The 25,638-nt window shown below is 59.7% G+C and carries 23 protein-coding genes; 12 read left to right on the forward strand and 11 right to left on the reverse strand.

What is annotated here, in order from left to right:
• Window positions 1-23 precede the first annotated feature (23 nt).
• From F9K07_RS20690 to F9K07_RS20725, 8 genes are all read left to right on the forward strand, one after another.
• Window positions 24-650: a TnsA endonuclease N-terminal domain-containing protein gene (locus F9K07_RS20690; RefSeq protein ID WP_159595216.1), complete on the forward strand. Its 627-nt coding sequence runs from the start codon at window positions 24-26 to the stop codon at window positions 648-650.
• Complete coding sequence (locus tag F9K07_RS20695) at window positions 647-3,007, forward strand: hypothetical protein (RefSeq protein ID WP_159595217.1); 2,361 nt, start codon at window positions 647-649, stop codon at window positions 3,005-3,007. The genes F9K07_RS20690 and F9K07_RS20695 overlap by 4 nt, the downstream gene beginning before the upstream one ends.
• A gap of 68 nt (window positions 3,008-3,075) precedes the next feature.
• Window positions 3,076-4,689, forward strand: a complete 1,614-nt coding sequence (locus tag F9K07_RS20700; RefSeq protein ID WP_159595218.1) for an ATP-binding protein — start codon at window positions 3,076-3,078, stop codon at window positions 4,687-4,689.
• Between the two features lie 14 nt (window positions 4,690-4,703).
• Window positions 4,704-4,931 (forward strand): hypothetical protein, encoded by a 228-nt coding sequence (locus tag F9K07_RS20705; RefSeq protein WP_159595219.1) that lies wholly within the window; start codon window positions 4,704-4,706, stop codon window positions 4,929-4,931.
• A 32-nt stretch (window positions 4,932-4,963) separates the two neighbouring features.
• A protein-coding gene (locus F9K07_RS20710; protein WP_159590482.1) for an IS3 family transposase occupies window positions 4,964-6,051 on the forward strand; the annotation gives its coding sequence in 2 pieces (ribosomal slippage) (window positions 4,964-5,216 and window positions 5,216-6,051; 1,089 coding nt in all).
• Between the two features lie 47 nt (window positions 6,052-6,098).
• Entirely contained in the window at window positions 6,099-6,617 is a 519-nt protein-coding gene (locus F9K07_RS20715; RefSeq protein ID WP_159595220.1) for a hypothetical protein, read from the forward strand.
• Between the two features lie 99 nt (window positions 6,618-6,716).
• Window positions 6,717-7,997: an RES family NAD+ phosphorylase gene (locus tag F9K07_RS20720; RefSeq protein WP_159595221.1), complete on the forward strand. Its 1,281-nt coding sequence runs from the start codon at window positions 6,717-6,719 to the stop codon at window positions 7,995-7,997.
• Between the two features lie 148 nt (window positions 7,998-8,145).
• A complete protein-coding gene (locus F9K07_RS20725; protein ID WP_159595222.1) occupies window positions 8,146-8,895 on the forward strand; it encodes a hypothetical protein in 750 nt (249 codons plus the stop codon).
• 13 nt (window positions 8,896-8,908) lie between these two features.
• Here F9K07_RS20725 and F9K07_RS20730 read toward each other — a convergent pair whose 3' ends face one another.
• From F9K07_RS20730 to F9K07_RS20745, 4 genes are read right to left on the reverse strand one after another with little or no spacing between them, the layout of a single operon-like run.
• Window positions 8,909-10,201, reverse strand: coding sequence for a Wadjet anti-phage system protein JetD domain-containing protein (locus tag F9K07_RS20730; RefSeq protein WP_159595223.1), 1,293 nt, complete (start codon window positions 10,199-10,201; stop codon window positions 8,909-8,911).
• 4 nt (window positions 10,202-10,205) lie between these two features.
• Window positions 10,206-13,784 (reverse strand): ATP-binding protein, encoded by a 3,579-nt coding sequence (locus F9K07_RS20735; RefSeq protein ID WP_159595224.1) that lies wholly within the window; start codon window positions 13,782-13,784, stop codon window positions 10,206-10,208.
• Window positions 13,781-14,494 (reverse strand): DUF4194 domain-containing protein, encoded by a 714-nt coding sequence (locus tag F9K07_RS20740; RefSeq protein WP_159595225.1) that lies wholly within the window; start codon window positions 14,492-14,494, stop codon window positions 13,781-13,783. Before F9K07_RS20740 ends, F9K07_RS20735 begins: the two co-directional genes overlap by 4 nt.
• Window positions 14,478-15,953: a DUF3375 domain-containing protein gene (locus tag F9K07_RS20745; protein WP_159595226.1), complete on the reverse strand. Its 1,476-nt coding sequence runs from the start codon at window positions 15,951-15,953 to the stop codon at window positions 14,478-14,480. Before F9K07_RS20745 ends, F9K07_RS20740 begins: the two co-directional genes overlap by 17 nt.
• 582 nt (window positions 15,954-16,535) lie before the next feature.
• On the opposite strand from F9K07_RS20745, the gene F9K07_RS20750 reads away from it, so the two are divergent.
• On the forward strand, window positions 16,536-16,676 hold the full coding sequence (locus F9K07_RS20750; protein ID WP_159595227.1) for a hypothetical protein: 141 nt from the start codon (window positions 16,536-16,538) through the stop codon (window positions 16,674-16,676).
• A gap of 4 nt (window positions 16,677-16,680) precedes the next feature.
• Here the strand turns inward: F9K07_RS20750 and F9K07_RS20755 are convergent, their stop codons facing one another.
• The 7 genes from F9K07_RS20755 to F9K07_RS20785 form a co-directional block, all read right to left on the reverse strand.
• Window positions 16,681-17,064, reverse strand: coding sequence for a hypothetical protein (locus F9K07_RS20755; RefSeq protein WP_159595228.1), 384 nt, complete (start codon window positions 17,062-17,064; stop codon window positions 16,681-16,683).
• 34 nt (window positions 17,065-17,098) lie between these two features.
• Complete coding sequence (locus F9K07_RS20760; protein WP_159595229.1) at window positions 17,099-18,697, reverse strand: transposase; 1,599 nt, start codon at window positions 18,695-18,697, stop codon at window positions 17,099-17,101.
• Window positions 18,698-18,706: 9 nt separating this feature from the next.
• Window positions 18,707-19,270 (reverse strand): IS607 family transposase, encoded by a 564-nt coding sequence (locus F9K07_RS20765; protein WP_159595230.1) that lies wholly within the window; start codon window positions 19,268-19,270, stop codon window positions 18,707-18,709.
• A 459-nt stretch (window positions 19,271-19,729) separates the two neighbouring features.
• Window positions 19,730-20,689 (reverse strand): succinylglutamate desuccinylase, encoded by a 960-nt coding sequence (locus F9K07_RS20770; protein WP_442907341.1) that lies wholly within the window; start codon window positions 20,687-20,689, stop codon window positions 19,730-19,732.
• Window positions 20,690-20,697: 8 nt separating this feature from the next.
• The gene (locus F9K07_RS20775; RefSeq protein WP_159595232.1) at window positions 20,698-21,678 is read right to left on the reverse strand and encodes a Bug family tripartite tricarboxylate transporter substrate binding protein; all 981 of its coding nucleotides are present in this window, start codon (window positions 21,676-21,678) and stop codon (window positions 20,698-20,700) included.
• Between the two features lie 94 nt (window positions 21,679-21,772).
• The gene (locus tag F9K07_RS20780) at window positions 21,773-22,666 is read right to left on the reverse strand and encodes a LysR family transcriptional regulator (protein WP_159595233.1); all 894 of its coding nucleotides are present in this window, start codon (window positions 22,664-22,666) and stop codon (window positions 21,773-21,775) included.
• A 188-nt stretch (window positions 22,667-22,854) separates the two neighbouring features.
• The gene (locus F9K07_RS20785; RefSeq protein ID WP_159595234.1) at window positions 22,855-23,187 is read right to left on the reverse strand and encodes a hypothetical protein; all 333 of its coding nucleotides are present in this window, start codon (window positions 23,185-23,187) and stop codon (window positions 22,855-22,857) included.
• A 140-nt stretch (window positions 23,188-23,327) separates the two neighbouring features.
• Between F9K07_RS20785 and F9K07_RS20790 the strand changes: the two genes are divergently transcribed.
• The 3 genes from F9K07_RS20790 to F9K07_RS20800 all read left to right on the forward strand — a co-directional run bounded on the left by F9K07_RS20790 (window position 23,328) and on the right by F9K07_RS20800 (window position 25,574).
• Window positions 23,328-23,858: a hypothetical protein gene (locus F9K07_RS20790; RefSeq protein WP_159595235.1), complete on the forward strand. Its 531-nt coding sequence runs from the start codon at window positions 23,328-23,330 to the stop codon at window positions 23,856-23,858.
• Between the two features lie 166 nt (window positions 23,859-24,024).
• Entirely contained in the window at window positions 24,025-24,546 is a 522-nt protein-coding gene (locus tag F9K07_RS20795) for a sigma-70 family RNA polymerase sigma factor (RefSeq protein WP_159595236.1), read from the forward strand.
• 2 nt (window positions 24,547-24,548) lie between these two features.
• Window positions 24,549-25,574, forward strand: coding sequence for a FecR domain-containing protein (locus tag F9K07_RS20800; protein ID WP_159595237.1), 1,026 nt, complete (start codon window positions 24,549-24,551; stop codon window positions 25,572-25,574).
• Window positions 25,575-25,638: the final 64 nt, after the last annotated feature.

Genomic DNA, 25,638 nt, shown 5'->3' on the forward strand with positions numbered 1-25,638 from the left:
TGCACCGCCACAGGGGCGGTTTGGTGGACTACCTTTCCCAGTTCCCCTTGCCACGTGACATTACGCTGGCTGTCGCCAGGGAGCTGGGAATTCGACACCCCATCTATCCCAAGACGAGAGTTCCAGTCGTGATGACGCTGGACGCGCTAGTTACCACTCGCACAGTGGAAAACCAACTGCTCAGGTGTGCGTGGGACGCCAAACCCCACTCCGAGCTCGACAACAAGCGCACCCTAGAGAAGCTCTCATTGGTCAGGGGTGCTTGCGCTTTGCTGGGCTATCCCCACCAAGTCTTCACTGACAAGACCGTACCTCGCACCACCATCCGGAGCATCGAATGGCTGTCTGCGGCGCGCAATCGGGCTGGAGAGTGCCAAGTCGAGACCGAGATGCTGAGAGCGCACAAGGTGACGCTCGTGGCAGACCTGTGGAACAAACGTCCACGCAAGACCATCGACCAGTACTGCACGCGCAGTGACGCATCCAACAACCTCCCACCTGGCCTGAGCCTGCGCGCGCTCAAGCAACTGGTTCTTGAAGACGTCCTCAGCGTCGACATCACCAAGGAGCCATACGAAATCATGGCGTCGCGCATCCCGTTCCCTGTCTCGCCGCTGCTCTTGCAACCAAACGGCGAGGAGAGCCCATGAACCACTTTTACCTCAACGACGTCTTCTCTCTCGACGGGAAGCGGTACCGCGTGATCGGCGTCAAGCCGAAGGTCACGATTTATGGCTACCCCATTGATGATGCGAACGGTATGCCGGTAGGGTGGGAACTGGAAAAGTTCAGCTCGTTGCCCTCAACCAGGTTGACTCTCGTGGAGGCGCCAGAGCTCAAGCGGCCGTTGGTAGCCTCTGTGCAGTCGCAGCAAGTGGCAGACAGTCGATGGCTCGACGTCAAGCCGCTCCTTGACGCGTGCCAGCTTGAACTTCTGGAGCGGAAATCTCGCGCCCAGACCATCCTGCGCTACTGCGATGAGGTTGGGAAGTCCGACCGCTACGTGATGAAACTCCTGCGCCTGCTCTGGCGCTTCGGCATTCACAAGTCATCTCTGGTCGCTGACTTCACGAACTGCGGACGAGTCACCGTCATCACAGACGGTGCGCTCGTTGTGGAAGCGCACCCGCCAACCGGCTCTCAGCAAATTGTCTTCGCGCCCCCTTCACAGCGCTCGCGCGGGCGACGCCCGGTCTTCGAGGACTACGAGCCATACAGTTACCCACCGAAGTTCAAAGAGAAGCTCATCGAAGAGATTCGCTCGATGTACCTCAAGGATGAAACTGTCTCGGTGCGGGCTGTAGAGGAAGAGGTACTGGCCAAATACTTTGCGAAGAGGGACTCCAGCGGCGCAGTCATACGCACGAAGAACGGTAGGGCTTCGCTCTTTCCAATGGGAAAGAGGCCGAGCCCAGACCAAGTCAAGTACCTCATCAAAAAGGCAGTCCCGATCCACGAGGCGCATGCTGCGCGCGTGGGGGATGCCGACTACCGCAACAACATCTCCAAAAGCGACGGGACTGTTCACGACGACTGCGTGGGCCCGGGCGACGTCTATGAGATTGACGCGACCATTGTCGACCTATGGCTGGTCAGCCGGTATGAGCGTAGCGTCATCATTGGCAAGGCAACCCTCTACCTGGTCGTTGACAGGAGCACCGGCCTCATCGTCGGCTTCTATCTGTCCTTGGGTAAGCCGAGCTGGGAAGGCGCCAAGCGCGCCATATTGAGCATCGCGTCTGACTGGGAAGCGCTGTGCAAGATGGCCGGAGTCAGGTACGACGAAGACGACTGGCCAGCGAGACGCGTCTTCCCGAATCGCTTCTTCGCCGACCAAGGTGAGGGGGCCTCCAAGAAAAGCGATGTCGTCGTCGAAGTGGGCGGCATTGAGGTGTCAGCAGCACCAGGCGCGTCCCCTCGCAGGAAGGGTCTCGTCGAATGTAGCTTCGCGATGGTTCAGGTGCCCATCAAGGACCACATGGGTGGCTACGAACCTCAGAAAAACGTAAGGAAGCGTCTGGGGAAAAAGTATCACAAAGACGCCTGCTACTCGCTGGACGAAATGGTCAAGCCATTTCTTCAAATCATCATCAAGCACAACCACACGATCCGCGAGAACGCGGTTCTGGACCCTCGCCTGGTCTATCAAGGCTTTGAAGCCTCCCCAATCAACATCTGGAACCACAACATCGCCCACTCGATGGGTCGCCCTTCTCGTCACGACTTCGAGTACATGCGCGAAAGGCTCCTGCCTACCAGCAAAGGTGTGGTGAAACAAAGCGGGGTTGCCTACGGCGGCTTGCTCTACTCGTTCGATGCTCCTCGCTATCACGTGCTCACCGCCTACGCAGGGCGCGGTCGCGAATCTGAGGTCATCGTCCAATACGACCCGGCTCGCGCCGGAGACTTGTGGGTCAGCGAGAAGTCGGCCCCTGACGTCATCTACCGAGCTTCACTTACCAGCACCTTCTCGCGCTTGGAAGAGCTTTCTTGGGAAGAGGTTGCTCACCTCCAGCAGACGGCCTCCGCGCTGACCTATAAGGGAAAACAAGCCAATAAAGAGCTGCGTGTCGGCCACGTGCTAGACGTCGCGGAATACAACCAGGAGTTGGCGCAACGAGCTAAGCAAGCATCGCGGGGCATTCCCATGGGTACCCGGCTTGCGGTCGGGAAGAAGGCTCGCGTGCTTGAGGCCGAGGTTCGCGAGTATGACCACCAGACGTCGATGACCGCGGCCACCGTTGCTGTTCAGGGCTACCAGGCGCCTGCCGTGGAGGAACCCATCGAACTCGACGTCGCTGGCACTGGAGACATCGACGGCGGCCTCGACCCTGAGCCAGCGAACCATGGAGCCGCAGAAAGACCAATGGATGCAGACGCCACAGCCTGCTTTCCTCCGAACGAAGTGGTGCCGGAGAAGGCGCAATCCGAATCCAAGCCCAAGTCGCCTTCGTCGGGCCTGCTCTCCAACCTCCTCGGAATGCTTGACGAGGAGAAGGATTCTTGAACCTGTAGCACGTCCCCCGCCCCGATCTGCGCGGCCCCACCCAGCAACTGACTCAGACCCCAAACATCATGAAACCTAAGAAACCCGCACCCGCACCCGCACCCGCACCCGCACCCCAAAACATAACCGGACTTCCTCACAACGCATCGGCGCCGTTCGTGGAAGCCGTATACCGAAAAGAGCTTGACCCGGACCTGAAGGGCAACCCCTTTGTAGAGGCCCTGCCTGCCTTGCACACCCTCGAGGAGTACCAACGCAAGCTGATGCGTCATCTCAAAGTCAGTCCGGAGGAACGCTCCCTAAGCGCAGTCCAACGGCTCGTTCGGCTTGGCACCCTAGGTGAGATTTGCATCCCTCTTCCCCGGGTGGTCGCCCTCGCTCAGTCAATTCACATGATGTTGTTCGAAGGGTATAGAACACGCAGTCCGTATACGCCAGAGGACCAGAAAAACGCCCAACGTCTCTACGAGGCGCAGCAGGCCGGAGAGCTGACTTCACCTGGCGACCACCATCACGCCAGTCAGCTTTCGATGGCGCTTGTTGGCGTACCTGGCGCTGGCAAGAGCTTCATCCTGAAGAAGATTGGCAACATGTTCCCCCCCGTCATCTTTCACAGAGAACTGGGGAGATGGCAGATTCCGTTTCTCTTCGTCGAGATGCCGTATGAGGGGGAGAGCCGGCTCGCGCTCGCTTCCCACATCTTCACAGAACTCGACCGGCTCATGCCGAACAGCAACTTCAGCAGCCATATGGAAACCAAACGCCCGAATGCCGAGCGTTTGCTCGCGCAGGCGCTAAACATCGCATACCAGCTGGGCGTTGGCCTGATTGTTGTGGACGAGGCACAGAACAGCCGCTCTATCGGCAACGAACTGGACATGGCGCGCAAGCCACTGTCTTCCGCTGATGTCAAACGAAAGGAGACGAGCCTGAAGAAGCTGCTTATCTCCGCTTCCAACGTTGGTCACATGCCTATTTTGTTCACCGGCACGATGGAACTGGAGTCCACGCTGACAGAACGTGCGTCGCTTGGACGCCGCAAGTCCGGTCACGGATCTGCCACCTGGCAGCCGCTCAGCCCAGTCGCAGTTACTGCGGGAATCCCATCAGAGTTCGACACCTTCATGAGCATCCTGTTTTCAATGCAGTGGCTGCCCAAACCGGTCGCGTATGCCACGAAAGATGGGCCGGACTGGTCCAAGCTCTTCTTTAAGCACACCGAAGGCATTCCGGACTTGATGGTCAAGCTGTTCCGCTCAACCCAAGTGGCGGCCATCCGGGCCAAGGCTGAGTCGATTGATGAGACGCATGTCGAAGAAGCCCTCGCAGAGTTCCGCTCCGCAAGGCCTATCGTCGAAGGCCTGGCCAATCTCGACGAAGCCTCTCTCGCGTCTCTCACCGACCTCTTTGGAATCAGGGCGATTCAGGTCGCGCAAGCCCCGGCCCCGCGTACTGTCGCGAAGACAGTAAAAATCACGAGGGGAGAGAAGGCGGCAGAACTCCTTGAGCTCATCGACAGGAAGGTGACGGCCAAGAGAAACAGACCGGCCTATCGAGAGGCACCAGGCGCAAGTCCTTCAGCCGCCGAGATTCCCTCTGAGCTGCTCGATTCGCTGGCTCAAGCCGACGTCAGGAAAGCCCCGCCCGTGGCGACCAGCCCCTTGAGTCGCCCAGCAGCCTGAGATGGAAAGCTGCTATGCGCTATCTCCTGCAGAGACCTCTCCCCGACGAGATCCTGACCAGCGCGCTGGTCAGGACCTGCGTTCAATTCGATGTCGCCATCAAGCCGCTGCTCAAGGCATTGGACGTCAATCCGAGCTCGCCCAGCTTCTTTCACATGTCGAACATTGTGGTGTATGCAGAGGTGCTGCGGATGGACCCCACACTTCTACTCGGTAATCCCCCCGCAAAACCATTGAGCTGAGAAGTAGAGACTCTGACAGGAGAATCTCTACCATGAAGAAATCGCGATTTACCGACAGCCAGATCATCGACGCACTCAAGCGGGCGGAGGCGGGGCTAACGGTGCCTGAGCTTTGCCGAGAGCTGGGGATCAGCTCGGCGACGTTCTACAAGTGGCGGGCCAAGTTCGGCGGCATGGATGCCTCACTGATGGCGCGCATGAAGGAGCTGGAGGCGGAGAACGCGCGGCTGCGCAAGATGTATGTCGAGGAGAAGCTCAAAGCCGAGGTCGTGGCGGAGGCACTCGCAAAAAAGTGGTGAAGCCATCTCGCCGACGCGAGATGGCACAACAAGCTGTGCGCCAGCGCGGGCTGTCGATCAGGGCTGCTTGTCAGGCATTCCAGATCAGCCAGGCCTGCTACCGCTACGAGGCCCGTCGCGGCCTTGAGGACGACGAGATCGCCCAATGGCTGCTGCGCTTGACCGACAACAACCGCAACTGGGGCTTTGGCCTGTGCTTCCTGCACCTGCGCAACGTGCGCGGCTTGCCCTGGAACCACAAGCGCGTGTATCGGGTTTACCGGGAGCTGGAGCTCAACCTTCGCATCAAGCCGCGCAAGCGCCTGGTGCGCGAGAAGCCCGAGCCTCTGACGGTGCCCAAGCACAGCAACGAGGTCTGGTCGATGGACTTCATGCACGACCAACTGGAGGACGGTCGCAGCATCCGGCTGCTCAACGTGATCGACGACTTCAATCGCGAGGCCCTGGGCATGGAGGTGGACTTCTCGCTGCCCTCGCAGCGTGTGATCCGCACCCTGGCGCAGATCATGGCTTGGCGCGGCAGGCCCAACGTGATTCGCTGTGACAACGGGCCGGAGTACATCAGTGCCACGTTGCTGAACTGGGCCAGTGCCAGAGGCATTCATATCGAGCACATCCAGCCGGGCAAGCCCCAACAGAATGCCTACGTCGAGCGCTTCAACAGAACGGTGCGCTACGAGTGGCTGTCCCAGTACCATTGGAGCGACCTCGACGAGGTTCGCGAGTACGCCACGCAGTGGATGTGGCGCTACAACCATGAGCGCCCAAACATGGCCTTGGGCGGCATCACCCCGAAACAGCGGCTGGCCATGGCCGCATAGCTCTACTTCTCGGAGCCGTGGAATTCGGGGGGATTACCACTGGACTGGTGAGCGAAGACCGGCAGGTAAACGCCGGCGCTGCGCGCGAATGGATAGCGGGCCACCTGAAGGGTATGGCTGGCTCCAATGGGCTGCTTCAGGTCGACCCAACCCTCTCCTGGGTAGACCTCATCTTGCGTGAGCGACCCGGGATCCCGTTCCCTGCATGCAAGCATCTGATCATTCAGGCTGCGCTCGCTACCACCCCACGACCGAATTCTCCCAGCCTCGACCACAAGTCCACTGGCTACAGCGGCAAAGACGTAAGGGAGCTCGATCTGAGCAAGGCCAAGGAGCTCGATGCTCAACTGCAGCAACGGCTCGCCGTTGAGGAAAGGTTTTCGCTGCAGACGGAACTCCAAGCCCTAGGAGTCTGGCACGGGTTTCGTCACAACCGCGCGAAGTATCCGGCCATCTCAAGAGTCATCGAACGGCATCGGCCAGCGATGTTGCGTCTGAAGAATCGACGCGATCGCTCACCCAACGTCTCTGAATTACAAGCGCAAAGTGTCGCACGATACATATAGCCTGACGATGGTGGTTCGACTCCAACTAGCGCGCCAGTCGCGCTATCCCACCTGACGCGACGGCCGTCCCTACTTCAATGCAATATCCTTCAAGGGCACATGGAACTGAATTTCGTTCAGCGCCAAGGCACCTATCCAATGAATCCAGGCCACCTACTCAACATGCCAGAGACCCTAGTCGACCCAATCATATGTGAGCACTGCCTCGTCAACAATGAACTGAAGTGGGAGTTGCAGGAACGAGGAACTGCCATTGAAGAGTGCCCAATCTGCCATCGAAGCGGTGGCCGTTCGCTCTCAGCAACTGATCCCAAAGTGAAGCGAATCTTCCGCGCGTTGATCCGTCTAAATTTCTCCGAATGGGACTACAACACTCACCTTGGCGGTGAACCCCTTCAAGGCTTGGTTATGGAAAGTCAAGTCATTTTCAATCTCGGCCAAGATGCCTCAGCCGATGCGTTTGAAGATGCCTACCTCCAGATGGAGGCCAGTTGGTATCCAGATGAGGACGAAGGCATCTCTCTTGGCGGAGGTTACTGGGACGGCGGAATTCTGGATGGACTACGGGATCGCAGGGACTCCTCCGTCGAAGGGGTAATCCAAGCGGCTTTGGAGAAGAACTGGTTTGAAACGGAAGCCGCAGCGGCTGAACTCGTAGAGAAGCTGCGCGACGACATCACCACTGTCATCCCTGCTGGTGAGCAATTCTTCCGCGGCCGCATAGGGGTGAGGTCTCGCCTCTCACCGCGCCTAGCGATGCCAACGGAAGGTCGGAATTTTCGCTACGTTCCTTACACGGGCACGGACATCGACCGCCCGCCGTTGAAGCTTGCGACCGAGGGCCGGTTCAATCGAGCTCGGGTATCACTCCTGTACCTGGCGTCAGACGCAGAGACCGCCGTGGCAGAGCTTCGCCCTCATCCAGGCCACCTGGTGTCAACGGCTATGTTCCGTCTCAAACGGGACATCACAATCGCGAACTTCGCCATCCAAGATATTCGGAATTACCTCTCAGATAGCAGACTGGAGCAACTGCGCCGTATCCTTTCCATCGCAGATGTGCTTGACGTTCCTGTTCAACCTGAACACCGCGTGCTGTATGCCGTCACCCAGCTTTTGGCCGACTCGCTTCGCACCGCCGGCTTCGAAGGCGTCACTTTCAACTCCAGTGTCGGGCAGGGAATCAACTTGACTTCATTCGTGGGCGATGCGTTTGAACTGGTTCTGGGCAGCGAAGACGTTCAGGACGTCTTAGCCTTGTCGTACCGGATGAAGCCTTCGCAGGCAATCCGTCCTGACTACGATTCAGAAGACTGGAAGGAAGACGATGACAGCCCACTCGCAACTCTCCTTCATGGAATGGCCCGACGTCGCAAATGATTGAGCCAGCAGTGCCAGGGCCCGGTAGCCTCGCTGGCCATTGCATGCGCAACATCGTGACCACTCGTCGGATATAAGCGTCCACATGCCTCGACGTCTTCAACCACACACACAACCCAGGTTCCGGGAGCTCGATGCAGAGGAATGCGTGTTCTACCGTGACCGCTTTCGAGAGGCTCGCTACGCGGCCCTCGCTGACGCCGAAGGTTTCGGTGCGATCTGCTTCGCACTTGAGTCTCTAGGCCTTCGGCTGTGGGGCAAGCAGGCCACGCTAGAACGATATAGCCACCGAATTGCAGAGCGGTCAGAAAGATCACCTGTCTTGACGAGTCTGGCGGAACGCTTCCCTTCTACGTTCAAGCCATTCTGGGCACTTTTCAGAACGGTACAAGCCGCTCGCAATGATGCGATGCACATCGGCGCCTATGCGCGCCACGCAACCGAGGCCGCCATCGAGCTGTGCATCGGACTGGAGGAAGCCTTGATGTCTGACGTGGAACGAATAGTTGGCAATTTTATGGTCGCATCGCCCGTAGCTGTTCAGCTCTGGCAACCGGTGGCTCACGCTCGGCAACTCATGCTCATGCACTCGTTCTCCTTTCTACCAGTACGACTCGGAAAGTCCTGGTACTTGGTTTCCGAGCTCGGCCTTGCAAAGTTTCTGAGCGCGAACAGCGAAACCAAAAAGGCTCGCCTGGGTGAATCCGTCGAAACTGCCAAATCCTCTGGCTTGCAATTGGTAAAGGTTCGAGACACAGACTTGCTACGAGTGAGTACGCCAATTAACGAAGTTCTGCAACGATCCAAAGTTCAGAAAGGACCGATGCTCTGGTTGGTGGTTGATGAGGCCCACCCTGAGTATCTCGCTGGCGTCTTGTCGCCTTTTGAACTGATGTAAGCCTGCGCGAAGCTCACTCAAGAGCTTCTTGCAGGGCTCGGAGACATCTTGGCCATGCTAGCCGCTCCTGCTCCAGCCGTACACGCACGCCGTGTGTCTGTGCCCTGAGTGCGCTGTAGACCCGATGCTCGTCCTCACTGAGACGCTCAAGCCGCTCCACCTTCGCCTGCACGGCCTCTTGGACCCACTGCTCTCGGCCGCTGACCAACGTTTCCTCATCCATGAGCACCGATTGCAGATCAGGAAACAGCCCTCGCGCCCTGGCCAAGATGACAAACCCATGGGTGTCGAGGTCTCCCCAATAGAGCAAACGACTGGGTCGCCCCGATCCGGCTGCATCCCCAAACAACCAAGGAATGTGGGCACGGTCAGAGATGGCGTGGCCCAGTTTCATGAATGCGACGGTACCTGGCATAGGCGGCAGCGCCAGACCTGTGGCCAGGTTCTCTACCACTAGAAGAGTTTTCGGGCGCAGTTTGAGTTGTGCGAGATCTTCAATGGGAGCTTCGATATCGGACAGGCCGCCCACCGTTTGCCGCAACAAAGGGCACAGCACCCGCATGCGTAGGGTCGCCGGCGCCCGGCGCAAGCCGCAAACGTCGTGAAAGTCCCCGCCTGCTCGAAGGCCTTGTGTGGCCAGGAGGAAGTCTCTGATGAGAGCACGGCGTGGCTCTACCCATTTGGTGTCTATGCCCGGAACGGGGAGCTGCCGCAGATAGAGCTGACTGCTCGGGTTCTTCTGGAGCCATGCCAGAAGATCCATCAAGCGGCTCACATCTTCGATTCCCCATGAGGTTGCCACTTCCTCATATCGGCTCCAGGGCGACGCTGCGCGCATTGACGGGAATCGCTCTTCAAAGACCTCACGACGTGCGCACGCTTGCCCCCAGCTCTTGGCGTGGCCCGTCCACAAAGCCAAAGCATTCGCGTCCTGAACGACAACTGCCACGGGAACCTGCTGCTGTCCGAGAAGGGGCCACTGCCGCGGTTCCCATAGCACTTGCACACCGTCAGGCAAATCTCCTTGAGCCCGATGCCATGACTGAACCCATTGCAGCACTGCGCTGACGTCCTTCATTGCTCTTGCCTCAGTCAGCGCGCCCAGACTGAAACGCATCGGCCAGGTCCTGCCTTGATCGTCCGCAACCGTCTCAAGCTCGGCGCTGTCAGGCACGAGCTGGGGTGTTCCCTGACGACAGAGCCAGGCTCCCAGCCGCTCGGCCATGCGTCGCTCGAATGTCTGCTTGACCTCCTTTGGCGTAACGAGTTCGCCGCTCGACGAACGCCGCGAGATAGTGGAAGCCATTGAGTCAGGCCCCTCGTTGCGCCAGCGCACGCTCGCTGTCAGAGAACGCCAAGCCTTGCCTCTCAGAGTCGTATTGCACCAGCGAAAAACGCGAGTACTTCAGGTCGGCGATGTGCACAACGGCCGCTCCGCCCACAAAAGGCTCCAGTGTCATGACCGAGCGCATGGGCGTGGCGATGATCGTTTGGAAACCGAAATTGTTGAAGATGGTCATGGCGGCTGCGGTGAACTGCGGATCGGCCTTGTCAAAGGCCTCATCCAGCACGACTGTCGAGTAGCTGGGAACGCTCTTGTCCTGTCCCCCCAGCTGATATCTCAACGCAGCGGCCAAGCAGGCTGCAGCGAGCTTTTGGCGCTGGCCTCCTGATTTGCCGGCGCCACTGTTGTAAACCTCTCGCTCAACGCCTTCGCCATCGAACTCGCGTACCAGGAACTCGACCTGAAGCCTGACATCCAGAACGAGCGACTTCCAGTTCCGGTCAGCGGCCTCCTGACTGGAGAAGCGCTTGACCAGGGCACTTAGAACCGCGAAGCGGCGTTCGGCCAGTTCCTTGTCGGGGCTGAATGCCTGCGAAAGAGCTTCCTTCAGCTGCTCCCTGAAGGCTCGCACTTCTTCACCAATGCGGTCGTATGGGTCGATGAAAAGATAAGTGCCGGGGTTGTAGGCGGCCGTACGCAATGTGCCATTGACTTGATCGAGCCGGTCATAGATGCGTTTTCGCTCATCGCTCAGCCTGTGCTGCAGTGCCACCAGGTTCTCAGTGCTCTGCTTTTGCAGCAACTTAAAGAAATTCTCTTCTACCCGAGGTAGATCGTCAGTCTCCAAGCTCTCAAGCTTTGCGAAGAAGTCCATTGCGCTGTCAAGCTTGGCGTCCAGGCCGCCCGCCTGCGCCGGCCAATGCCGTATGTACTCAGCGAACACTTTTTCGATATCAGCTTTCAGTTCTGCAGACTCACTTTGCAATCGAGACCGGTCGTGTGAGAACAGTTGGGTAAGCCTCAGCTGGATGCTTGGGAGCGTCTCCAGACTGACAGTCTTGTCCAGTTTGGCCACGCGCTGACCAAGAGAGTCCCGGATTTCTTGCGTACAAGGTTTCGGCACACGCAAGTTGGCGAGCTTGACCCGCATCTCTTCACGGCTATCCCGAACCCCGCGCTCATGGGCTTCCTTGTCCTGCCGAGCACCGACTGCCTTGTCATAGTGCACCTTCTGATTTCCGAGCTGCTCTTGCAGCTTGGCCAAGTCCGGTCGAGCCTGAGTCTCTAAGTCCAGACTTTGCTCAAGCCGCGAGATCTCGAGCAACAAGCTGTTGATGTCGACGTCCGCCCAGCTCAGATTGACCAGGGTGTTTGCGTTGCGACGGCGCTTGTCCAGAACGTCACGCTCTGATTTGAACGCCGCCAGATCTTTGTTCAGAACCGCAATTCGCTTCTCCACCGACTGCGCGTCGGCTTGAAAGTCCGCAAGCTTTCCGAGGTTGTCCAGACCCAACACCCATCCCTGCCGGTCATCCACCGAACGACGATCGTCTTTCTCATGTCGCGTAGCGCTGTGTTTGACTTGGCCTTTGATGGTTACGGCTCGTGTGGCACTTCGGAACTCCATCATGTCCTCTGCGCAGACATAGTCGAAATGCGAGCGCAGCTGCTGGCTCACAAACTCCTTGAATGGCCCCGTGGTGACCTCAATCTTGCGCACCAATGAGTTCTCGCCAGGGACGTGGCGAGGAGCGTCAGAAGCCGTCAGCGCACGCAAGTATGTGACGCGCAGGCCTGTATGGCGAGCATCCAGGGCGTTCGCAAACTCGGCATAGAGTTCTGGCTTGAGAACAAACGACAAGGAAAACGAACGGAGTACACGCTCGACTGCACCTGTCCAACGAGCTTCATCCCGGCGAACACCCATGAGCTCGCCGGCAAAGGGCAGCTCCTGAGGCTCTACCCCCATGTCCTGCGCAAGTACCAGCCGCAGTCGCAAGTAGTCCCGGGGAATGTTGGAGGGATTGAGTTTGAGGGACTCGATCTCATCTTCAATTTTCGCCAGACGTTCAGCGGCCTTGTTGCGTTCGAAGAGAACTGGGTCTCGCCGTTTCTCGATGTCTTCCGAGTCAGAGGTGTCATCAATCACAGCTCGAGCCTCCCTTTGGAGTGCAAGAAAGTCTGTAGCGGACTTTGGCGCCTCGATTTCAAGTTCGCGACATGCCAGCTCCATGCCTGCGACGCGCTGGAGAATGGGGTCTCGGCGACCTTTGGCGTCCAGGATTTGTTTGCGAATCGTCTCCAGAAACTGACCGCCCTCGCCCTGGAGTTGGGTAAAGAGTTGCTGCCACCTACCTTTCTCGTGGTCCTCATCGGCAAGGGCTTTGGTGACCGCAAGCTCCGCCTTCTGGGACTCTTGAAAGAGGTGGGCTATTTCCTTTTCGAGCTCCTTGGCACGCAATTCCAGGATGTAGCTCTCAAGGTGCTCGTCGAGCAGATTGAGCTTTGAACGCTCCACCTCAATCGAGCTGCGCTGTTCAAAGAGCTCACGTGCCGGACGCAGTGTCTCGATCTGCCGGCGCGCGGAGACCACCTCGGTATGCGCTTCATTGAGTTCTTGAAAGTCGCGCACCAGATTGTCCGCATCGTCGAACGTCTCTGGTGGGTCGAGCATGAAGTCTCGCAAGAAGACGTTGATATCACCAAGATCCTTGGTGGACTGCGTCTTGTGCAGCAGGCGCAGTGCGCGGTCGCTCTCAATGCCAAGAAGCCGGCAAAAGCGCTCTTGGTAGGCGGAGAACTCCTCGCGAATGAAGGCATCGGGAAAGGCCGCTTTGAGAGGACGGACCTCCAGGTTGGCGGCTAAAAACGTGTCTTTGAGCTCAAGGAGGTCGAACTCGCGCTCGAGGACCATGTACTGATGACGCACGTCGCGCTGATTGCTCGAGCTCCCCCGTATCCAAAGCACCATGGCCAGCGTGACCACTTGGCCCTGCATGTTGCGGTAAGTGGCTGCGAGCGCAGTGAGCGTGGTCTCCGATCGCAAGAACTTCTGAACGGATTCCCGTTCGGAGTTACTTTGTCGCGCCCAGGCACCTCGGATATAGGTCACCAGATTTCGGTCTGTTCCCCGGCGCTCTGTCCCCATTGCGGCAGCGTTGAAGTGCCGATAGCTGCCAGGGGTTGTCAAGGCTGCGAGCGCGTCAAGCACGGTGCTCTTACCAGAGCCAGAACTACCCACAAAGAGATGGCCCTTTGCTGCGATTGGGAAGTCGGCTAGGCCGTGAAAGGTGCCCCAGTTGTAGACCTGCATGCGGCGAAGGCGAAACTGAGCGCGAACATCTGGGTCACTCGGCTCTTCGAGCGCGTCGTCCATCGGAGTCGCGACCAACTTTGGAAATCCCGTTGTGGTTTGGCTAGTTGCATCTGCGGCGATGACCTGAACGCCCACGTCCGCACGGCCAGTTGGAGCTACAACTTCAACGTCCGAAGGTTCTTTCAAGGGCTGACGCAACAGGAAGGCGGGAACCGTCGAGGCGAAGAGGTCCACGTCGGCCGCCGAGGCCTCAGACATCCCCAAGGCAGGGTTTTCTTGATCGCTCACGCGTCGTCCTCCAATTCCTCATCACCCGAACCGCCTTCCAGGGCGACGCCTTCCTGCTTGCTCGCAGCCTCATAAGCCGCTGTCAAACGCTCTATCTCCTCCGCAGGGAAGAGCAGTTTGAGAGCGGACGAGACCTCCATGCGCTCATTGGAGCCAGCCAGCTTGCGCAGCAGCCCCAACTTCTTGGCCTTTTCCACGGCGGCTTCGCACTGGCGGCCAAACCTTGCCTGGTCGACGTTGTCGGATCGTTCGTAGACCTTCAGATGCTCGAGCATCTCCTGGGGACTGAGCACCGCACGCTCGCCTTGGCTGTCTGCTTCCGTGAGCCGCAGCCGAAGAAAGAGAAGTAGAGCGGTCTCGATGAAGGTCAGCGTGTTGCGGCGCAGCAAGATAGGCACATCCACTTCGTCACTGACGACTTGCCGCAAGAATGCGACCTGGTGATCGCGGTCAAGCACCAGGTCCAGAAACAGGTCATGCAGGCGGCTTCTCAGGACCGCCTCATCTCGAAGCACAACTTCCCAGGACTTGGTATGTCGCTGCCCATCCACAACGGGTCCGGCGAGCAACTGCACCAGAACACGCCGAGTCTCCAAGGTCAACTGGCCTGTATCGCCCTCGAAGCGCGTTTGCTGACTTTCTTGTAGGGCTTGGATGGACTGTACGACGGCGTCGCCGCCCTCATCCAAAGGCTCAGAGCTCGAGTTCATGAATGTCCTTGCGGAGAAAGAAGATACTTGGTGCCTGAGCGCGACGACGCTCTCCATCGCTGCCGGTCCACTCGATTTGGCAAGGGGTCGCATCCACGACCTGTCCGTGCTGCTGCGCCAGTGAGATGTACCCCACCACACTGCCAAGCCCCTGCTCCGCGTCGTAGCGCTCAAGCAAGTCGTTCAGGCTCACCACGTCCCTCTCGCCGAGCAAGCTGACGATGTTGTGCTTGAGCCCTCGGATGTCGATTTCCGACTGCCGCACCATGCTCGCGAAGTCCTCCAGCGAGAGATCGCTCTCCGGGATGAGGTCCATGTCTGTCGACGCGATACGCGAAGCAGGGTCCAATGCGCCCCATTGCGCGATCGAAGAGACTTTTGCACCCGTGAAGGTGAGCGTGTACCCGATGCCCCCGTTTGCGCGAAGCTTCTCCTTCGCATCCAAGGCTCCCCTCATCCCGTTGCGAATCAGCCCATGCAAGCGCCGGTTTTCTCGGAACTCACGGCTCTTGACGAAGCTCTTCAGGCTACGCGCGAAGGTCTGTTGCGTCTCATGTACCTCTGAACCCTCATCGAGCAAAGAAGATGTGAGGTTGCGAAGCTGTCGCCGCTCGGTGGTGTTGAGAGACCGTGAAAACGCGCGAGAACTCACAGCGTCGATAGCTTCGTGGAGTACTGCGGACTGTTCGGGGTCGTTGAGCAGGCGCCAGAATGCGTTAAAGGTCTTTCCTGCCTCGCTCTCTCCGATGAGATCCACCCCTGCAAACACTTTTTCCAGGAGAGCACCACGGCTGCCTTCAAAGTCCATGAGTTGCTCACGAAGACCTCGATTGAGGTCGTAGAATTCTTCCCGAACTACCCGAAAATCCGACACCAACTCCTCGGCCAAGTGCAGGATTTCGCGGGCACGCTCCAGCGCTCGATCCTCTGGGAGCACCTGGATGTCGCCGCTGTTGACCCTCGCAATTTCTTCGTCAAGACGAGCGCGCTGCTCCAGCAATGAGGCGAGCCGACTTTGGCGGTCGCCGTCAGTCTCGTCGGCCAGGCTCCGTAGCTGAGAGATGACGATAGCCAAGTGACTCTCTGTGGCACTGCGTCTAGGTTGGGAGCTGCTCATCAGGAATCGCACGGCGGAGGCCGCATCACTGGTGAGCGTGTATTCCTCCTCCGATGCACCAGCAGGCAGTCGGCGGGAAAGCCAGCCTGAGTTGAGCCACTCGTTCAGATAACCAGTGGCCTCGTGTGGCAAGTCGTTCCCGGCGGCACGAAGCGCTTGCAAATCCCGAGTAAGCCTTTCCTCCATCACCGAAGCGGAAAGAGCCTTGTCTGCACCCAGAAGCAAATTGTTCAGCAGGGCAGCAATCAAAGGCGCGCGATCTGCCTGCAACAGCTTCCACGTCGGTAGCTCTCGTTGATTTCTCAGCGTTGCGGCGACGCGAACAAGCGCGGCGCCGCTCACTGAGCGTCCTTAGTGTTGCGGGTCATCTCCCCTCCTGGGCCGGGTCCAACATACGGGTGGAAAAACACCCTAAATGTAACGGGGAGCTGCTGAGGTGGGACGAGCGCCTTGAGCGTGAAAAAACCCATACCACTTCCGACTTCGTCGGCCTTGTGCGGCGAATTCTTTGCGCTGCAGAAGCTCGAGCGAGCGAATGGTGTCCCGCACGCTCCAAGTGGAGACGCTCCAGACGCAGAGCGAAGCACAGGCGCCCATCTCAAGGAATTCGGCTATCACGCACCGACTGCTCGCAGAGGTCAAGTGCCGGATCCACAGGCTCTCTGTTGACATATGCAACACAATCAATCATGTAGATGGCGATGACTACGAATTGACTCTCCCACACGTAGCGCATTTAACTTTCAGCCTCAACGGCGTCGTCGTGCGGCAGCCGTGCGTTCCCCTCAGTCATTCGGAGACGGTCGATTCAAGCCATGTCGCGAATTCCAGCTGATACAAAACACAGAAAGCCCCTGAGTTCGCCGAGAAGCCACGAGGACGCAGGTACTTGGCCACGTCATGCGCCGTTGCCCGAGGCGGTGAATGGCGCTGGAAGACGTCGACGACGGATGTCCTGCAGAACGCTCACAGATCATCACCACCGACGAGCGCCTGGGCATCAGTGCTTCTGGCACCGCAGGTCTAGTGCGAGCGGTGCCGGAGAGCATGCACGACGGTGCTTGAGACTTCATGAGGGCGACCTCACTTGCCCGGTGAGCAACTGGTACTGCTCACCACTGTCTCCTCGTATCTGCGCATCTAGGCGCGCAGCGAGTGCGGCGGCTGCTCTCCAAACGGGATGGCCTGTCTGAGTGGATTCGAAGCGCAACGCGAAGCGGGCGCTGTTCTCCGCCCAGCGAAACACGGGCTGCCAGGAGCCGTCCGGAAACAGCACCTCCACATCCCCTACGCCGACGCCGAAGCGCATGACGTCGGCGACGTTTGGATTCGTGAGCGCGTGTGAGGTCCTGTCTGCCAAGCGAATGCCACGCTCGCTGGCCACTGCTGCCTGCCATTCTGTGAAAGCGATCAGACGCCCGCTCGGTCTTTCAATGTGTAGCTCGTATGCCATGGCGGTACTTTAATACTGCACAAGTGTGCACCGTTCAAATTCCGTGGACATTTGTTCCACGCACGCCAGCCAAACGGTGAAGCTGACGATTCGGAGGACGGGCTCTCACCGCGCCAGCATCGGATTGACCTCTCGAAGCGACACGAGCGGCGTTGACCACCTGTACAGCTTCAAGGGCTGCGATTCTTCGCAACCGATGCCACCCTGCAAGGGTTCCTTGAACCTTGGAGCGCACCTTCGCCCAGTGCGACCACTCATGCATCGAACGATTCCTCGCGGGTAGCTCGATGATGAGATGGTCGCCCCTGCCGTCCGGAATGACCGGTCGACGGGGCGCGGCTTCTCCAAAGCCCATGCCACGACGCGCGATTGCCATCGCCGCGGCCTGATGTACTGAGACGCCGAGGGGCTTGGCGTACTTCACCCGTCCGATGACGGACGTGTATGCGGGGTTGACCTCCAGGCTTGCCACGCGCATCAAGAGCGCGTTGCTCTGCAGCGACTGGATGAAGCCCGAATAGGCAAAGCTGGACAGTGCACGTGAAAGCTGGGCGTTTCGCCTGTCGCCGGCGAGTTCCTGCTTGCGACGGCTGAAGTCCAGTTTCTCGTGTACAAGCGGCTTGCCCACCTTCGCCGCGTAGCCGACCACAGCCTTCGCGGCAGATCGAACAACTTCCTGGCGCTGCCGGGCAGTCTTGCCGTGGGTGACACAAGGTACCGAGAACCGATGCACCAGGTTGCCGAAGCGGTCGACCTCGGAGACAGCCAGGTGCTCGGCGTTGATGTCCACGCCCACCGTGCCGAGCTGCAGGTCGGGCTTGCTGCGGTAGTCTGCTCTCGCGGTGCTGGCGAAGACACGCCAGCCCTTGTCATCGCGCAGGAAGCGGTAGCTGATGGCCTGCTTCTCATCCAGCGCCGCCAACAGCTCCCACTGGCCGTGTTCGAACCAGACGTTGTGAAGCATGAGGTACTTCTCGCCCGGGTGCTCAATGAGTGCATCCGGCAGACGCAGGCGCAGGGAGAAGGTCCCGTTCTCGGCCACCGCTGCGGTGCAGCTCTGGTTGCCGGATGCTTCGTCCTTGGAACCCACCAGGCAGAACTGGCTGGATCGGGCGTCGCGCCAGGCAGATAGCCACTCGGCGTGGTCCCTGAAGCCGCTGGCGGCCAGGTCGAACTGAGCTCGGAAGAGCTTGCGGCTGCCGAAGCACAATGCCACCCGCCCAGTCGACAGTTCGAGCTCCTTGGCCTCCAGGCGGGCTAGTCGACGCTTCTTGGCCGCCCAGGACCGGCGCTGGGTCGCGTCCAGCGGCCCGGCGCACTTAAGCAGCTTGGCCAGCGACCGACGCACGGCCTTCAGGTCTTCGCGGACTTGGGCGAGAGCGGATTTGTTGACCTCCTGGCGTGAGGATATCTTGCCCTTGAGGAATACGGAGACGGCGTTGAACTGGCGGGCTGTGATGCGGTGCTTGGCGCAGATGGTGCTCTTGAGCTTGTCCATCGCACGCACCTCGCCCGTGCGGCTATAGGCCGCGAAGAGCTCGTGCTCCACAAGCGCGTACAGACCCGCAAAGCGATTGAGCACCGCCATGTCGTGTCCGCCCAGCTGCACCCGGGTTTGAAAGGTCGCTTGCATGGCCAGGTCTCAGGCCTCGTGGGCCCGAGCAACCGTGGCCGCGGCCTTGCGCTTTGCGCTGCGGCGCCCGTAGAGCCTGGCGCAGAACGAGGTGAGCACCTCGCACATGTCGCGCACCAGGTCGTCTTCGAACTCCTTCTGCTCAACAGCCTGAACGCGTCGCCCAGAGACCGTCAGCGCCGCCTCGAGATAGTCGAATCCAAAGCGGCTCAGTCGCTCACGATGCTCAACAACCAGGACATCAAAGTCTCCGCGGCGCAGCAACGAAAGGAGTTTCGGGCGACTGCCGTTCATCCCAGATCCGACTTCGGCCACCACCGTGGCCACGCGCATACCCTGCCCGACCGCGTGCTGGGTCAGGCGGGCAACCTGGCGGTCCAGGTCCGCTCGCTGGTCGGAGGACGATACCCGCGCATAGATGGCGGCGCCTCGCTCGGTGCGATGAGCGGCTTCCACCAGGATGCTGCCCGATGCGACCTGGTGCGCTGGCACGGGCAATGTCCCCTGGTGGAACCACCGCCATGCCGTCCTGTACGAAATTCCGTTGAGCTTGGCCCAGTCTTTGAGCTTCATTGACGCCTACCACATTGAACATGTTTGTTCAACGTATAGGCACCTGTTTATTACCCTATCCGCATCTCAAAGGAGTTACGACCTAGGGCTACCCACCACACCTAGCACCTTTTTCACGTACTCTCTGGCCCCGGGACCCGCGGCCACCGTTCCCGAACGGTCGGCCAATGAATCTTCCACCCGGAATGAAGCTCGCTGGTGATGGGCCTGTCGTGATTCGAGATGGCCGTCACAGCGCCGCGATCTACCGCCGACAGCGCGGGCTCGCTGAGCTCCAGATGCCGGCCATACCCAAACCCATCCAAGGTAGACGCAATTCGAACTCTTATGAGCCGCAAGCGACCAGCAACTACCTACTGTGCAAGCGAAACCTTACTGCTTTGATATGAGTTCGGGCTTTCGAGAAACTCGCGGTGCAAACCACCACCGTGCAGGCATCGAAGCACCTTAACGATCTTGTCAAGATAGCGCTAGTCGGCGCGCCAGCCGCACCACAGTCACGCCTTTGCGAGCCTGCCGCGTCGAAGGCATCACGAGCACGCAGTTGTCATATGGCGTCTTCACAGGTTCGCCGTCGTTGTCCCCGATCGCCGTGCCTGCATGGGGAATGACCTCCAAACCCTGGAAGGCCTCCGTGAAAGCGAAGTTCTGGCTTCTTGCCACCACGGCGTCGGTCACATGCAGGGCCCACTGGATAGGAGCGTCCGGCATCTTCCAGCCCGGCAACGAGCGCTGCGCAGATGATGCCGTGAGCGTGCCCGCGGCTACCAGAAAGCGCGCGCACTGGTCCCGCGCCACGCCGGCGCTCGCAGGGTCACGGTGGTACCCGCACTCGATCAGCAGCGAGCGCGTGTCGGGCTGTTCTGTATCAGGTTCGTCAAAACGGCCGTAGTCGCGCATACGCACGCCGTCCCGGTGGCCGGCATCCACCACCACGTGGACCGGGGCGCGCAATTCGCGGGCCAGCGCCAAGTTGCGCGCATGGGTGCCTACCAGCGAGAGTGGCAGGCCGGGCTCGTGCATGGAATGAAGATCCAGCAGCCAGTCGGCGCGCTGAACGAACGGTGCCAGCGCGGCGGCACGCCGGCGTTCGCACGTGTTGCCCATGGCCAGACGCCCCTGCACCCATTGCCGGTTCATGTCTTCATCGACGAAGCGCGATGCGTCGCCGTGGTTCGGGTCGAACCGGTCAAACGCGTCAAGGTTGCAGAACGCCAGGGTGAGCGAGCCGCAAGCCGGCCGCACACCGGCCTCCAGCAACTCCTTCAGGGCCCATGCTCCGCAGAGTTCGTTGCCGTGCACCAGTGCGCTCAACATCACGCGGCGCCCCGGTACATCGCTTTGAAAATGCCACACGCCTTCAACGCCGGTATTTCCGGCGCGCCACGGGCCGAGATCGGGAGGGGTCAGCGAAAACACGATGCCTCTCACTCCTTGATGTTCGCGAACTCGACGATCTTCTGGTACTTCGCCGTTTCATCCATCAGGAACTTGCCCATCTCCACGTTGAGCGGCGCCACGGTGGAACCGCTGTCCTCCATCTTCTTGCGAAACTCCGGCGTCTGCAGCGACTCGGCCAGCGCCCTGCGCAGGCGGGCCGTGACGGCCTCCGGCAGGTTGGGCGGCGCCATCAGCGCGAACCACACGCTGATGTCCATGTTGCTGAGCGCCGGGTGATCGGCCAGCGGTGCGATGTCTGGCGCCACGGCGGAGCGCTTCTTCTCGGTGATGCCGAGTGCGACCACCTTGCCACTGCGGATGTGTGACAGCCCGCTGGACAGCACATACACGCCGAAATCCACCGTGCCGCCATACAGGTCCGTCGTCAGCGGGCCAACGCCCCGATACGGAATATGCGACATGAACAGGCCGGCCTGCTGCTTCGCCATTTCAGCAGACAGGTGCAGCGCGGTGCCCACGCCCGAGCTGCCATAGATGTATTTGCCCGGTTTTGCCTTCACCGTGCTGACGAACTGGTCCGCCGTCTTGATGCCGCTCTGCGTGGAAGCGACCAGCACCATGGGTGTGGAGGCGACCAGCCCGATCGGTGTGAAGTCCTTGTAGCTGTACTTCACCGAAGTCGATATGAGGCGGTTGATCGCGATCTCGTTGTTGGCCCCGAGCAGCAGCGTGTAGCCATCTGGCGTCGCACGCGACACCTTGTGTGCGCCAATGGCCCCACCGGCACCACCCACGTTTTCCACGATCACCGGCACGCCCAGCTTCTTGGACAGCTGGTCGGCCACGGCCCGGCCGGTGAGGTCGGTACTGCCGCCGGGCGGATAGCCGACCACCACCGTGACCGGGCGATCGGGGTAGGCCTCAGTCTGGGCATGGGCCAAGGAAACCAGGCCCGTGGCCAAGGCCATGGACAGGAAGGATTGAATGTGGACGGGGGTGAATCGCATGTATGTCTCCTGCTTTGAATAGCTGCGATTCTTGGGGCAACGCTTTTCGGCGAATGTGCCAAAACGGCACCGATGCGTGCTTTTTGCGAAATGGTCAGTGCAACGTGGACATGTCCCACAGAGTCTCAGCCAATGGGGACAGGCGCCGCTTGGTTCGAACCATGCGCACCTCGAAAGCAACTTCAAGCGCCTTCCCGGCGAGCGGCGCGAGCTTGCCCTCCTTGTGAGCGCCAACGGCCAGCGACCACGGCAACCAGGCCACACCCATCCCCTTGAGCACGTATTCCAGCAGCGCGTCGGCGGAGTCGCATTGCAAGATCGGCTTCAGGCGAGGCGCTTGAGCGTGGTTCGAGAGATGGTCGGACACCAGTTGTCCCAGCGCCAGGGTGTTGGCATAGGCCAGGTACGGCACTGGCTTGTTGGGGGAAAAGCGAAAGAGCGTCTTTCCGCCTGCGCTGGCGCGCGACACCGGCACCAGCCGGTCATGCGCCATGGTGTGCTGCAGGTACAGAGACGGTTGCAGGCGAGTGGTCACCGCCGGGTGGTAGTAGGTGAGCATGAAATCGGCCTCGCCGCGCTCAAAGCGCTGCAGTGTCTCGGCCATAGAGCCGGTGCGCACCTGCACCCGCGCAGCGGCGGTGTGCGCTCTCATGCGCCACAGCCAGTCTGCGGCCAAGGTTCTGGCCAGTGTGCGGCCGGTGGCCAGCGTAAGAACGCTTTGACCCGGCAAAGCTTGGTCTTGGATTTCACTCCGCGCGGAGGCGAGCGCCTCCACCGCCTGACGGGCGTGCTGAAGCAGACTCTCTCCCGACTCGGTGAGCTTCACCGGTCCACTGCCTCTGTCCACCAGAGTTGCGCCGGCCCATTCTTCAAGGCTCCTAATTCGGCGGCCGAAGGCGGGATGGGTGACATGTCGTTGTGCCGCAGCCCGCACGAAGCTCTTTGTCTCGGCCAGAGCAATCAGGTCTTCCAGCCATTTAATCTGCATCGTTCGTCCTTCGTTGAACCAGGCCTCAGCGTGGCGATGCACAGCATACGCATCCTCGGTTCTCTCAAAGAGAAAGCTGAAAGGCTACCTTAAGCACTTCCAACAATCACGCGCCCTCTTGCTTTGACTTCAGATCCGATCAGAGGTCAGCTTCAATCTAGCGGCAGCCTCGCTAGACAACATGAGCATCAGTCGAGCGGCGACACACCGTCTACGGCGCGAGCGGCGTCCCCGAGAGTTACGAGGCTGTCAAGCACACATCTTGAATGTGCTTGGTCATCATCACTCTTCGACTCCATCAACACCCAGTAGGAGAGCCGCCACAGTGCAAGGGTCACAGCTTCCATAAGAGCGGGTGCTGCAGCGAAAACTTCCGCTGACTTCATGTCGGCAATCTCGGAGGCGACGACCTTGCCACCCTCCGTGGTCACTTCGTACATCCCAGGGTCACGCGATGACTCGCGGACGTAGAGGCCATACGACAGGTGGCGATGTTCAGCTTTGAGATGGTTTGGCGTCATGGCGATACTCGAGAGGGTTCACACGTACATCTCAAATAGGAATGCGATTTAAACGGGTGAGGTGGCTTCAAGACCGGGCCGCCGCATCGTCTTCGACCCACAAGACATCCTCGAGAATTTCACAACCACCTGGCTTCACTATGGAACGCATCACCAAGCTGGATCAAGAGCTCACAAACCTCTTCCATGACTTCTCCGCGCTGGCCAAGACCATCGAAATTCCATACATTTGCGACCTGGCGGATGAAGCCAAGATTGCATCACTGAGCTATCCGGGAATCTATCGAATTGACGTGTGTTCCACAGGGACAACTCCAGACTTCAAACCATGGGTTGACGAATTTCGCGCTGAGTGGGAGCACGAGGACTTTCTGAAGAAGTTCACGGCAAACTTCAAGGTCAAGCGCATCGCTCAACACAAGGCGCTTCAGGAGTGGATGCCGCTGTACCTGGGAAAGTCAAAAAACGTCGGCAAGCGAGTGCTCGAGCACCTGAATCTTCCATTGAATAAGTCCACCTTTGCGCTCAAGATCAAGGCAAGGCCTGAAAGCTCAAAGCGGAAGTTCCGCCTGCATGCGCTTCACATGCCAGTGGTCAACTACAACGTGCTTGCGATGATGTTGGAGTCTTCCCTCCGGGAGCGATTTCATCCATTGGTTGGGAAGCAGTGAGGCACTCGCTCGGCATAGGCAGCGCGATGAAACGGGACAGACATCCGAGCACAGAAGGGAAGCTCCATTGATGAAAAATCACTTGAGTCAACCTGTAGAATGAGAATTATTCTCATTTTTAAGGGATCAGGCGCCGATCCCTGGACGCCCGGTTCAGGAGTTCGTCTTGTCCACCGCCAACTGCCCTCATTCGCTCCATCAACAAATCGAGGTTTTGTACAGCCATCACCATGGTTGGTTACGGCGTTGGCTAAGCAGAAAGCTCGGCGACTCGCAACAAGCCTCCGACTTGGCGCATGACACGTTCATCCGCCTGTTGACAAGAGAGGAAGCCATTGCAATTCAGGAGCCACGCGCGTTCCTAACCACCGTAGCGCAACGCGTACTGGCCAATCACTGGCGACGCCAGCAATTGGAGCGCGCATACCTGGAGGCGCTGACCGCCGTGCCAGACGCGCTCGCGCCCTCCGAGGAGGAGCGCGCCATGCTGCTGCAGGTACTGGTTGAAATCGACCGCTTACTCGACGGCCTACCTGCGCCGGTCAAGCGTGCGTTCCTGCTGACGCAGCTTGATGACATGACGCACGCCGAGGTGGCGCAGCTGATGCAGATCTCTGTCACCACCGTCAAACGGTACCTCGTCAAAGCGACAGGGCACTGCTATTTCGCCGATGTCCTTCCAGCGTGACGATGACCGCCAACTCGCACGACAGTCCCCCAGCCTCGATTCCAGCGGAGGTGGCACAACGCGCCGTGGAATGGCTGGTGGAACTCCAGTCCGATCACGTGTCTCCGGCCGTTCAAGCCAACTGGCAGGCCTGGCGCCTGGCCCATCCAGATCACGAGCTTGCATGGCGACACATCGAAGCCATGGAAGGCCAGATCTTCGGCAAGCTGCGGCATCTGGCTTCTCCAGTGAAATCCGCTATGGCGCAGGCCAGCTTGACGCCACCACGATCTCTCGCGCGCCGACGCGCCATCACGACGCTTGCCGTGATGCTGTTCGCTGGCGGGGCGGCCTGGTCGGTCCGGCAAGACGGCCGCTGGAGCACTTTCGTGGCCGACTACGGAACCGCTACGGGCGAGCGCCGAACCGTGGTGCTGGACGATGGAAGCACGCTGGAGCTCAACACCGCCAGCGCTGTGAACGTGGCGTTCAGCGAAACCGAGCGGCGCGTGCGCCTCGTCGCAGGCGAGGTGCTGATAACGACCGCCAGCGACAAGGCAGCGCGACCGTTCCTGATCGAAACCGCGCAAGGCGAAGCCGAAGCACTGGGCACGCAGTACATCGTTCGGCTGCACGAAGCGACTTCCGATGTGGCCGTGTTTGAGGGCGCGGTGCGCCTCACTCCCCGCGAAGCATCGGCGCGGCCGCACCTCTTGCAGGCGGGCCGAAGGGCACGCTTCAACACGCACGCGGTGACAGCGGAGCAAATGGCGGACCGCGACAGCGCGGCTTGGACCGATGGGATCATCGTCGCCAAGGGTATGCGTCTGGCCGACTTCCTCACTGAGCTCGCTCGGTACAGCCAACGCCCTCTCTGGTGTGACCCAGCTGTGGCCGATCTTCGCATCTCTGGCTCGTACCCCTTGGCCGACATCGACAAAGTGCTCGACACCCTGTCGGCCATGCTTTCCTTACAGGTCGAGACCGTCACCCGCTTCTGGGGCCTGCAGACGGTGCGCGTCCAACTCGGGCCGCGACGACCTGCCTGAGAGAAAAATTTCGAGCCAGGGTGGTCCGTTTTGGATTCTCGCGTGACAAGGAAGGTGAGAGCGC

Origin of the sequence: Hydrogenophaga sp. BPS33, from assembly GCF_009859475.1 — a bacterium.
Classification (GTDB): Bacteria; Pseudomonadota; Gammaproteobacteria; order Burkholderiales; family Burkholderiaceae_C; genus Hydrogenophaga.

Coding starts and splice junctions, on each gene's coding strand:
- F9K07_RS20695 (WP_159595217.1), top strand. CDS start 647: ATGAACCACTTTTACCTCAACGACGTCTTCTCTCTCGACGGGAAGCGG.
- F9K07_RS20700 (WP_159595218.1), top strand. CDS start 3,076: ATGAAACCTAAGAAACCCGCACCCGCACCCGCACCCGCACCCGCACCC.
- F9K07_RS20705 (WP_159595219.1), top strand. CDS start 4,704: ATGCGCTATCTCCTGCAGAGACCTCTCCCCGACGAGATCCTGACCAGC.
- F9K07_RS20720 (WP_159595221.1), top strand. CDS start 6,717: ATGGAACTGAATTTCGTTCAGCGCCAAGGCACCTATCCAATGAATCCA.
- F9K07_RS20730 (WP_159595223.1), bottom strand. CDS start 10,201: ATGGCTTCCACTATCTCGCGGCGTTCGTCGAGCGGCGAACTCGTTACG.
- F9K07_RS20740 (WP_159595225.1), bottom strand. CDS start 14,494: ATGAACTCGAGCTCTGAGCCTTTGGATGAGGGCGGCGACGCCGTCGTA.
- F9K07_RS20750 (WP_159595227.1), top strand. CDS start 16,536: ATGGCGCTGGAAGACGTCGACGACGGATGTCCTGCAGAACGCTCACAG.
- F9K07_RS20755 (WP_159595228.1), bottom strand. CDS start 17,064: ATGGCATACGAGCTACACATTGAAAGACCGAGCGGGCGTCTGATCGCT.
- F9K07_RS20760 (WP_159595229.1), bottom strand. CDS start 18,697: ATGCAAGCGACCTTTCAAACCCGGGTGCAGCTGGGCGGACACGACATG.
- F9K07_RS20765 (WP_159595230.1), bottom strand. CDS start 19,270: ATGAAGCTCAAAGACTGGGCCAAGCTCAACGGAATTTCGTACAGGACG.
- F9K07_RS20775 (WP_159595232.1), bottom strand. CDS start 21,678: ATGCGATTCACCCCCGTCCACATTCAATCCTTCCTGTCCATGGCCTTG.
- F9K07_RS20780 (WP_159595233.1), bottom strand. CDS start 22,666: ATGCAGATTAAATGGCTGGAAGACCTGATTGCTCTGGCCGAGACAAAG.
- F9K07_RS20785 (WP_159595234.1), bottom strand. CDS start 23,187: ATGACGCCAAACCATCTCAAAGCTGAACATCGCCACCTGTCGTATGGC.
- F9K07_RS20790 (WP_159595235.1), top strand. CDS start 23,328: ATGGAACGCATCACCAAGCTGGATCAAGAGCTCACAAACCTCTTCCAT.
- F9K07_RS20800 (WP_159595237.1), top strand. CDS start 24,549: ATGACCGCCAACTCGCACGACAGTCCCCCAGCCTCGATTCCAGCGGAG.